Annotated in this window: 10 protein-coding genes and 2 pseudogenes; 6 read left to right on the plus strand and 6 right to left on the minus strand. The window is 37.3% G+C overall.

Features of this window, described 5'->3' with window-relative positions:
- The 4 genes and pseudogenes from CVD19_RS25680 to CVD19_RS26030 all read right to left on the minus strand — a co-directional run.
- Nucleotides 1–213 (minus strand): annotated as a pseudogene (locus tag CVD19_RS25680) (hypothetical protein); the annotation flags it as partial.
- An 11-nt stretch (nucleotides 214–224) separates the two neighbouring features.
- Complete coding sequence (locus tag CVD19_RS23750) at nucleotides 225–584, minus strand: MerR family transcriptional regulator (RefSeq protein ID WP_101585656.1); 360 nt, start codon at nucleotides 582–584, stop codon at nucleotides 225–227.
- A gap of 254 nt (nucleotides 585–838) precedes the next feature.
- Nucleotides 839–2,002, minus strand: a complete 1,164-nt coding sequence (locus CVD19_RS23755; RefSeq protein WP_101585657.1) for an ISL3 family transposase — start codon at nucleotides 2,000–2,002, stop codon at nucleotides 839–841.
- Nucleotides 1,929–2,342, minus strand: a complete 414-nt coding sequence (locus tag CVD19_RS26030; protein ID WP_374702922.1) for a transposase family protein — start codon at nucleotides 2,340–2,342, stop codon at nucleotides 1,929–1,931. The genes CVD19_RS23755 and CVD19_RS26030 overlap by 74 nt, the downstream gene beginning before the upstream one ends.
- Nucleotides 2,343–2,577: 235 nt before the next feature.
- Between CVD19_RS26030 and CVD19_RS23760 the strand changes: the two genes are divergently transcribed.
- The gene (locus CVD19_RS23760) at nucleotides 2,578–3,606 is read left to right on the plus strand and encodes an IS1595 family transposase (protein ID WP_101585658.1); all 1,029 of its coding nucleotides are present in this window, start codon (nucleotides 2,578–2,580) and stop codon (nucleotides 3,604–3,606) included.
- 93 nt (nucleotides 3,607–3,699) lie between these two features.
- Nucleotides 3,700–4,251 (plus strand): SMI1/KNR4 family protein, encoded by a 552-nt coding sequence (locus CVD19_RS23765; protein ID WP_101585659.1) that lies wholly within the window; start codon nucleotides 3,700–3,702, stop codon nucleotides 4,249–4,251.
- Between the two features lie 304 nt (nucleotides 4,252–4,555).
- Here CVD19_RS23765 and CVD19_RS23770 read toward each other — a convergent pair whose 3' ends face one another.
- Nucleotides 4,556–5,251, minus strand: coding sequence for a CPBP family intramembrane glutamic endopeptidase (locus tag CVD19_RS23770; RefSeq protein ID WP_257985279.1), 696 nt, complete (start codon nucleotides 5,249–5,251; stop codon nucleotides 4,556–4,558).
- Between the two features lie 92 nt (nucleotides 5,252–5,343).
- On the opposite strand from CVD19_RS23770, the gene CVD19_RS23775 reads away from it, so the two are divergent.
- Complete coding sequence (locus tag CVD19_RS23775) at nucleotides 5,344–6,102, plus strand: MerR family transcriptional regulator (RefSeq protein ID WP_101585660.1); 759 nt, start codon at nucleotides 5,344–5,346, stop codon at nucleotides 6,100–6,102.
- A gap of 379 nt (nucleotides 6,103–6,481) precedes the next feature.
- Here CVD19_RS23775 and CVD19_RS23780 read toward each other — a convergent pair whose 3' ends face one another.
- Nucleotides 6,482–7,444: a helix-turn-helix transcriptional regulator gene (locus CVD19_RS23780; RefSeq protein ID WP_101585661.1), complete on the minus strand. Its 963-nt coding sequence runs from the start codon at nucleotides 7,442–7,444 to the stop codon at nucleotides 6,482–6,484.
- Between the two features lie 109 nt (nucleotides 7,445–7,553).
- Here CVD19_RS23780 and CVD19_RS23785 point away from each other — a divergent pair, with 109 nt between their 5' ends.
- The 3 genes and pseudogenes from CVD19_RS23785 to CVD19_RS23795 form a co-directional block, all read left to right on the plus strand.
- Nucleotides 7,554–8,033, plus strand: a complete 480-nt coding sequence (locus tag CVD19_RS23785; RefSeq protein ID WP_101585662.1) for a GyrI-like domain-containing protein — start codon at nucleotides 7,554–7,556, stop codon at nucleotides 8,031–8,033.
- A gap of 22 nt (nucleotides 8,034–8,055) precedes the next feature.
- Nucleotides 8,056–8,520 carry a phage tail protein gene (locus CVD19_RS23790; protein WP_101585663.1) on the plus strand — a complete coding sequence of 155 codons (465 nt, stop codon included), beginning with the start codon at nucleotides 8,056–8,058 and terminating at the stop codon, nucleotides 8,518–8,520.
- A gap of 782 nt (nucleotides 8,521–9,302) precedes the next feature.
- A pseudogene (locus CVD19_RS23795) lies at nucleotides 9,303–9,866 on the plus strand (transposase); the annotation flags it as partial.
- Nucleotides 9,867–10,072: the final 206 nt, after the last annotated feature.

A 10,072-nucleotide genomic window follows, 5' to 3' on the forward strand; every position in this document is an offset into this window, starting at 1 on the left:
CATCAGAAACATCTGCAAAGCCAAGCATTTTTGTAGCCATTACAACATCATAGCCACTTTGTTGTTTTGCTTTTAGGGGAACATTAATTAAATTCCACATCTTCTCAAATGGCTTCATCATTGTATAACGAAAATGATCTTTTCTTTTTCTAAATCCGTAATCGCAAGTAATTCTTGATATTGACTTAATGTGTCGATTATTTTATAAGTCATCACCATTTCAATCACCTCTTTCGCAAATATTTAGCATTGTAATTTTGAAGTAACCTTATATTTTCCATAAGGTTTTCCTCGGAGTCAGTTTGATCCAAATGGAATAATACATTTTCTAAGTCTGCAATAATTTGTGTTAAATCATCTTTAATAAAGCTTAACGAAGGTTGTTGGTCTATTAAATCTTTAAGTTTATAACCTGCTATTTTTGATGCAAGTATTTGTACAATGTTTTCTAAGTCTGATTTGGATAACACCAACTGACCGTTGTCATTCTTCTTTGCTTTTAATAAATCCAAATTAGAATAATATCGTATAGATCGTTCAGTAAATCCGGTTCTTTTGTAAATCTCTCCCGTTGTAAACAGCATAATTCACCTCCATATTACAAGGCTAAAGTATTACGCTACGTTAGTGTCAAATAAATTTACGGATACTGACTCCGATTATAAAAAGAAAACCGAAAGATATTATAGTCTCCGGTTTAAAGTGCCGCTTATACCGCAATATGGCCCTTAACAAAAGGCTCTGTTAAATATAATGGTTCTTACGTGATTTTGGTGAATGTTATGACCTCTAAGCATCATGTGATCTTACATTAAAAAAACATTATATTACTATTCTTTTAGATACTGAATCGTAATCGATTCAATAAAACTTTTAAACCTGCGCGTCCATACATCATTCTTTTGATATTTTTTAACTTATTAATGGTTCCCTCCGTTTTGCCGTTTGACCAGGGCAATGTTATCGCATAATAAACAGCCTTAATGTCACCTCTGATGCCGTTCATAAAAGTTTGAAAGTGAGTAAAAGATGACTGTTGATGCTCAATCAGCCATTTTCGAAGACCAGGTCGTTGTTTTTCTTGAAAAAGGTGCATAAAGGATTGAACGAAATTGTTAATTTCCATTAACGACGGGAATGCCTCCAAAAGGTTGGGATGTAAAGTTTTAAATGCTTCCTTATGGTTCTTTACGTCCTTATTCCAAAGAATCTGGATGATTGCCTGTTGAAGATTCAGTGTATTTGGCTTCTTATTTCGAATATCACGGCGCTCGTCCGCAATCATGTAATTTAGCGTGTTGCGATGTCCATCAAACCCTGCCTTCCTGCAGGCAGCTTCTATCTTATCACCCTTTGATCCACTTGCAATCATGTTACGGATAAGGGGGAGATAACGGTTATACACAGAGGTTCGTTTAAAGGACGGTTTTGATGTTGCAGCCAAATCAGTATAGACGGTATTACGGGAGATACCTAGCTTCTTTGCGATCGCTGTGATGCTCTTGCCTTCATTCCGAAGGCGCTGGGCATGTTGAATTCTCTTCCAAACGTTGTCTTCGTGTTTCTCTAGATGCTGGAGTCGCTTGGGTAAAGGACGTGAAGAACCGGATTTTTGGGCAGATGGATATTGGCCATGAGGTTTCCACTTTGGCGGCACAATAGACTTAATAGTCTTCTTAACTGCTTCGAAGAGATGCTGGAAAATATGCCATCGGTCGCCAACTTGTTTGATTTTTGGCGAAGCTTCTTCTGCCGCACTTTTATATGCTTGCGAACGGTCTCTTGTGATCAGTTGGATTTCTGAATGTCTTTTAAGCCAATTCTTTACAGACTCTTTGTCTCGATTAGGCAAAAAATCAAGGATTTCACCTGTGAGGAGGTCAATGAAAATCGTCCCGTACCGTTTTCTCTTCTTAAAGGCAAAATCATCAATGCCGACGAAAGGGGCACTCCTTTGACTGGGCTGGATCTTCTTTTTTGATTCGGTACAAAATGGCATCATGGCTTATCGAAATGTGCATTTCGCTGCAAACCTTCTCTGCGACTAGACAATTGTTTGAATATCCAACTTGGCGAATCAGCTTTTCCAGTCTGTTAGTTTTTCTGCCAGAAGGACTTAACCAATTCAAGCGTTCTGTAAAAATTTTAACTTCACAATCTGTGTTCACACAAAACCATTTTTGCAGAAGAACGGTCAAGTGAACCGAATGACCTGAAACGGGAAGGTCGTCTACTTTCCTGGCATAACGGCTGTGGCGTGAGGGAGATCGCCGCTTACATTCTGGACATTGAGCATGTGTTGAACAAACATTTAGGACAACATACAGCTTCTCAGACTCCATCAAGGCATGGATCACTTCAACATTTTCGTCGAACTTGAAAAAGCTGTTCAGTATTTGAATGATTCATACTACGCACCCGCCTATAGAGTATTACTAGTGCTATACCCGAAAAACAGTTAAAAATGCTCTCACCAATTTTGCGTAAGAACCAATATAATTGTTGATTTTTTACTAAAAGCTGTTCGAATTGGCTATAATCGTTGTATCAAGGTACTTCGAGGAGGACAAAAAGGCTATGAACAAGGCGTTCAACAACTTACTGAAGCATTTGGGCAGTTTAAACCCGACTCAAAAAGAAAGAGCATACCAATTGTTGAAACGCTATGTAGAGCCAACATCCTCTGCTGGTGGTCGCCTAATTAACGAAATGAGAGAAGCTCGATTTAAAGAGGGGTTCGAATGTCCTCATTGTTCCTCAGAACACGTTGTTCGATTTGGTAAATATAAAGGTCGCCAACGCTACCGTTGCAAATGTTGTAGTAAAACATTTACAGATACTACGAATACAATTCTTTATCGTACTCGAAAAGGAGACGAATGGATTACATTTGTGGACTGTATGTTCAAAAGTTATTCCCTGCGAAAATCGGCAGAAATCGTTGGGGTTACTTGGGTTACGCTTTTTTACTGGAGACATAAATTACTATCCGCCTTAAAACAAATTGATATTGACCATTTTGAAGGTATCGTGGAAGTTGACGAAACCTATTTCCTATACTCTCAAAAAGGGCAACGTGGCATTACCGAAAGGAAACCTCGAAAACGTGGAGGAAAATCCAAACACAGAGGAATCAGTCGCGAACAAGTATGTGTTCTTGTCGCAAGAGACCGTACAAAAGCAACTGTCTCCAAAGTTTCCTGTATGGGTCGTATTGTGAAATCTAAAGTAAATGAAATCATCGGCTCTAAACTATCTTCTGAAAATGTGCTTGTAACAGATGCTTGGAGAGCCTACAAAACGTATGCGAAAGAAAAAAGTTTAGAGCATTACCGAATCAAATCAGATGATGGAAAGCACGTTATTAAAGGCTTGTATCACATTCAAAATGTCAACAGCCTTCATTCTCGAATGAAGAAATGGATTGACCGTTTTAAAGGTGTTGCCACAAAATATCTTGACAATTACCTTGCTTGGTCTTTGTTTATTGACAGTCGTAGTAACGAAAGCACAAAGCAACATATTAAAGAGCTTCTGCTAACTTCATTTGTATTTGAAATGACAGAAACTTATGATAGTCTGCGACAGTCAAAATTCATTGTGTAGTCCTATTAGTGAGAAAGGGATATAGTGAAAATAGGAAACCAAATTTACGCTGAATAACTAAGATACAATTAACTTCGAAAAGGGAGAGTTGTTATGGTTAAAGAAGGAAGTATAGTTAAGCAGACTTTAAGCTCTTTAAAGAAGAGACTGAATGAAAATGGTAATATAATCCAAGTTCAAACCGAAGAAGGGCATTTATACAATGCAAATTGTACATTCAATCCTCCTGCAAGTGATATAGATATTACTAATTTTGAAAAGCAGACGGGATTAATTTTACCTACCGATTATAAGGAATTTTTAAAAATAACCAATGGGTGTCGTCTATTTGATGATATAAATTATGGGGGAGAAATTGAACTTTATAGTTTAGAGAAGATTATTGAATATAATCATAAAGGTTACCATGAATATGAAGGATGTTATGATATTGCATATATTTATCAAGACAATATCGTGGTAAATTCTAAACTTGTTTCACAAAATGAAAGGAATTACCTCCTTTGGAAAGACCATATAGACCAGTTTGAAGAGGCAAGACCGTTAAAAATGAATTTTGAATTATGGTTTGATAGATTCGTTGTGTGCCAAGGAACAAAGTTTTGGTGGTGGTCAATATATACTGGTGAACATTATTACAAATGACATTGTTCATCATCTAACGTTAGTAGAACAAGAATAGGGAAACCCTATTTATAATGGATTTCCCTTTATTTTATGCAATTATCAACATTAAACATTAACAGAGCCTAACAAAAAGAAAGAGCTTAATTCTTGCTGAAGAATTGCGCCCGATTGTTGAATATCGTAAAAAATACAAGAGAGCTTAAGATATATGTCTTGATTTACCTCCTAAAGCCACTTTTTACAATAGGTGCTGCACAAGGATTGCAGAATGGCTTCTGACGGAAGCATACGTCTCGTTTATTTTAGTTATTTGGAAACAATTTTAAGCTAAGGCCGTAAGAATAATTGCAATCCCATTAAACGTTCCGTGAATAATAATTCCAGGCAAAATAGAACCCGACTTTTCATATGTCCATGCAAATATCATTCCAGAGATAAAGTTTACTGGCAGGGTGTTGTAAGTAGGAATGTGAACAATCGTAAAAATAAGGGAGCTAAATAATACCCCAGTGCTGACTCCCCATTTCATCCTAACCCATTTATAGAGAAAGCCGCGGTAAAAGATTTCTTCGTATATCGGAGAAATTATAGCTGCTGAGATAAACCCGATGCTAAAAGTCAACCAAGTCATATTTGCCTTCAATGATTCTGTTTTCCTGTTTTCTACGCCTATCTGAAATAGTTCCATTAGGGTTAATATAAGTAAGCTAGCTGCTATTAAAACAACCGTCCAAACTATTATCCATTTCCAGTAGGTATTGGAAAAGAAACGGAGCCCTAATACATTCCAGCTTAATCGATGAGATCTTAAGGCAATAAAATATACTCCTAATGTAAACACAATTGCCATCACAAAACCTGTAATAGTTCCAGAATAAAGGCTATCTTGAAGTATTTGTTGAAGAAAATCATATAATAAAAATTCAATTCCAACAGGAACAATTACGAGAGCAAGCAAAAGTAATAGACTAAGCTCCTTATATGTCCATCCCATCGATGAGAAATTATCTTCCTTCAAAATAAGATTCCCCCTACACTTTAATTATGCTACATTCAAGTTAAATGATTACGTAACGTAACCTGCAAGCATTTTTAGGAGGAATTGTTTACATGATTTATTTTTCAACAGGAGAGGTTTCAAAAAAACTAAATCTATCCTTACGTACTCTTCGATATTATGACGAAATCGGGCTTGTGAAGCCTGCACTGAAAGAGGATAACGGGAAGCGATATTATACTCCTGAGAATATGTTACTGCTGGAAAAAGTTCTACTACTAAAAGCCACTTCCATGTCGTTAGAGGACATCAAAAAAATAATTAGCCAGATCACCATTCAAAAAACTCTTGCCGTACATAAAGAGCAGCTTGAACAAAACATCAAACATTTACAACAATCACTTGATTATACCAATACACTTATTAACACCTTAAAGCTGGAAGGTGATATTTATTGGGATCAGTTATTGCCACTCCTCTCAGAAGAAAATCAATCCTTGAAGCAGCAAAGAAAAAAGAAGGTATTAGAAAAATTATTCAGCGAAGAGGAGCAAGCAGCATTAATAGAGCAACTTCCAAAAATGGAGAGCAATCCAGAGCAAATGGCGAAATGGATTAATTTGATCAAGCGAATCGAGCTATGCTTTGAGGAAGGGAAAACACCATACTCTCGAGAAGGTCAATTGATTGCGCAGGATACTCTGATTTTATCCAATGAAACCTTTAAGGGGAATGCAGAATTAGCCGACAAATTTTGGGAAGCACGTAAATCTAAGGAGACTTCTTCTGATTTGAATTTGTATCCAGTTAACGAAGAAGTAATGATTTTCTTGGAAGAAGCCATTCTGCATTATGAAAAGGAACAATTATAAAAAATAATTACTTAGAATAATCACCCCAGAAGATTACTAGGAAAAGGTTTACAGCTACAGGAGCGCTTACTATGAGGAATAAAGTGGTTATTACATTAAATAGCCCTTTACATTAAAAAAGACGCTATCCTTTATTCTAGATAAGCGCCCGATTGTTGAAGATCAAATTATTGCATAATTTGATTACTATATTTAACTTGTGATACGGTTCAGCGTAATACATCTAAATGAGTTTTTACCTTTGTTTATCAAAATGAATTTATGCTATTCTCTCCTCGAAATACTTCTAGTATTCAGAAGTTTCTATCTCTCCTAGGTGTACAAAAAGAGAGGGGAACTGGTCAAACTCAAAATTATTAGGGGTTTTAACTGGCACTGCTTATGGGCAGAATAGGAATAATTTCTCTTGCAAACCTTCTAAGACTTCTACTGGCATTTCCCTTACCTTGATATCCCCACCTAGGAAAAGCAGCCAATTTGTTATTTCGGTCAATTCTTCTGAATTATTAACATTGATAAAAGTCTTTAGAATGGCTGTAGTTTGGTAAGGATTCGTATAGGAAATTGAAACTTTTAAAGGATGGTATTTTTTGAACTGGGCAATCGCCTTTGGACCAAGTTCGAGGACAAGGTTGATTACTTCTTCCTGCTTACTTATTTTTTCTAAAATCTTTTTCTTACTTAATCTTTTTTTCGTGGGGTATGGTTTGACATTGGTGAGAGTGTCGACAGAGAAAATTTGTCTCTTCTCTTCCTTTAAGTCAAAGCCTTCAATCAACCAAAGGCTTTTTTCACGATAAAGGTGTAAGAGATAGATTGAGTAAGACTTTATTATCTTCACTTCTTCGATAGTAATCAATAAATAACGATCCAAAAGAAGGATTTGGATAAGTTTTTCTAACATAGGATGGGGGAGGTCTGACAGATCAAGCAGGTCGGGATTATTTGGGTTGGTCCCTTCAAAAAGTAAGATTTGATTTAAAAGAACAAGGTCATCTTGCTGGTTTTCTGAGATGAGACCTAGTAATTTTTCAGCTAAAGACTGACGACTCTTAAGATAAGGGAGTTGTTGATTTCTTGTGGCCATAAAGGCAATAAAGAGAGCTTTAATCTCATTATCGGTAAAGCGGACAGTGGGCAGGACAGAATTGTTCATGACAAAATAGCCCCCATCCCTTCCAACTTCAGCGACAAGCGGCATCCCCATGGCTTCAATTTCTCTGATATCTCTAATAGCCGTCGAACGAGAGATGTTAAATTCTTGCATGATCTCAGAAATTGTAAAGTGGGACCGGTTGTTGATATACCGCATGATGATATTAATCCGTTCAACTTTTTTCATCTGGACCTCCTAAACAGTATCATTTTTTGACACTATTAAAGACTATTATAAACTTATCAAGTGATAAGACAAATCATTTGATAATTTTTAAAAAAAGGATGGTTTCAATATGACAAATTATACTCTAGAAGAAAAAGAAAGCTTTACCGTTTTAGGTATCGGAACTGAGCTTAAGAGCGACTACACAGACTATGCTGGCATAAACAAGGAAAAGGCAGACTTTTGGTCGGCCGTCAAACAAGATGGAATGCTCGACATGTTAAAAGCCGTAGCCACAAATGATTACATTTTTGTCGTGAATGAAGCGGTGAATAACAAGATGATGCATTATGCTGGCGTCATGACAGAGGCATCATTACCAGAAGCATCCAGAGTGATTCAATTTCCTAAAGGAGAATACCTGGTTGTAAAAGGGGAAGCAGAGACGTCTGGAGAGTTGAGTAATATGCTTACTGGCATTGCCTTTGGTCAAGTCTTGCCAGAAGCAAAGAATTTTGCCTATGTTGGCGGGCCAAATGCATCGGTTGAGATGGGGCAACGAAACGGCTTAGTATTTGGTGAAATGTGGATTCCTGTTGTTAGGAAATAAAGAAATAAAAGGAGGGATGAAATTGTCCTATACCGTTGATTTTAAAAATGTGTCTACGGTTGGTTTAGGTTCCTCACCCGTAGCAGAAGCACTTGCTGGTTTACGTGCTAATGAGGCTCGTTACTTTATGAACAAATACAAGCATGAATTTACGGCGGTACCAGCTAGCGAAAGCCAGGAGACCCTTGTTTATGTGAATCGAGTTTTGAAAGAAGAACGTGATCTTGAGTTTGCGGCCAAACCTTTAGAAACGTCGCGTTTTCAGGTGGAAAATATCAAATTTGCCTACGTCTTTTATGAGGATGGTCTCGGGGTCAACGTCATGTATACGGTTGATGACCCTAAGAAGCGGGCAGTTGGTTTTAAACTTTCTGAGGGGATGGAGATACCAAAGGAGTTAGAAGGTAAGTTCAAGTTTGCTAGGCAGAAGTCTAAATTAGCTGGAACCATTCGGGGCTCGTTTTTTGTAATTAAAGGAGAATATTAAAGTAAGCAAAAGCACATGTGGAGGAATTCAGCCATTTTGTGCATATAGTTTTCTTCATTTGGATAAGAAAATCCTAATTGAACAAAAAAATTAAGTTCATTGCAAAAGAAAACAACCATTCATGCAACAAATGTTCATCTAGGCATTCAAATAACAAAACAGCACTTCTCCATAAAATTAGAGGTGCTGTTACTTTTTTCATAAAAACCTCATTTACTTATGATACGGTTCACCTCTTAATCTTAAATTAATTTACCTTCTGTAAAATCGGCAACTCCTTCTCAACAATCTGGCCCTTAACAAAAAGAAAGAGCGTAATTCTTGCTGTAGAATTGCGCCCGATTGCAGAAGATTAATTATCAAAATCTTTTACTTGGTTTTAAAAGAATTAAAGTCAATAAATTTGATTGAACATAAATATCCAAATAGACAGATAGTACTCGACAATCTAGCCAAACCTTAGTAAAGACGCATTCCCTTTTGTGGAAATGCGCCCTTTAATGGAATAACCTGATATGGCCTCATGCTTAGAATCGATTAATTGTCCTTTAGTTTAATAAGAAAAAGCTGCGCTGATGCGGCAGCTGGATCCTCAACTCAAGCACCCTTAAGTTTAAGTACAATTGTTAACCATAGTTATTCTGGATTATACTCCGTTATCGAAACGTATTTTCCAACCTCTGGGTGATCAGAAGAGGCTGAAGGAAATAAATTTAAAGTATTTAAATAAAGATTGGTTTCAAGTTCACCAGAATAACCAGCAATATAATGAGTTCCCTGCCATAGAAAAACCCAAAGCTGTTGCGGCAGATGCAGCCTATAAGACACCTGCCATTACCAAGTATTTGATTGATAACGAAATGACGCCGGCTATGCCTTATACACGGCCGTGTACAAAAGATGGTTTTTTCCGAAAGCACGAATATGTCTATGATGAACACTTCGACTGTTATCTATGCCCGGCCGGTGAAGTCCTGAAGTACTCAACGACGAACAAGGAAGGCTATCGTGAGTACAAATCACCGAAGCACAAATGTGCAGCCTGCCCATTTTTATCGCAGTGCACAGAAAGTAGGGACCATCAAAAAGTGGTAGCCCTGCATATTTGGCAGGAATATGTGGAAGAAGCAGACCATCTTCGTCATCACAAAGATGTAAAACCTATCTATGCGAAGCGCAAGGAAACGATTGAGCGTGTATTCGCAGATGCAAAAGAAAAGCATGGTATGCGTTGGACAACGTTAAGGGGACTTAAAAAATTGTCCATGCAGGCGATGCTTACTTTCGCTGCCATGAATTTGAAGAAGATGGCCAATTGGACATGGCGAGCTCCAGAAATGGCATAAAAATGAGGCTGTAGAGGTCAACTCACACTGAAAATGGAGAAAAAAGGGGAAAATTAACAAAAGGGGTTCGGATTAAGACCATTCCGAACCCCTTTTGTCGACAATCTGATAACTCCTTTACTTCATGTTCAATAATCGCGCCCGTTTGCGGAATTATGAGGAATACTGAGTAAACAAATCACATCCACTAATTATTTCATCGGTTG

Origin of the sequence: Bacillus sp. T33-2, assembly GCF_002860205.1 — a bacterium.
Taxonomy (GTDB): Bacteria; Bacillota; Bacilli; order Bacillales; family Cytobacillaceae; genus T33-2.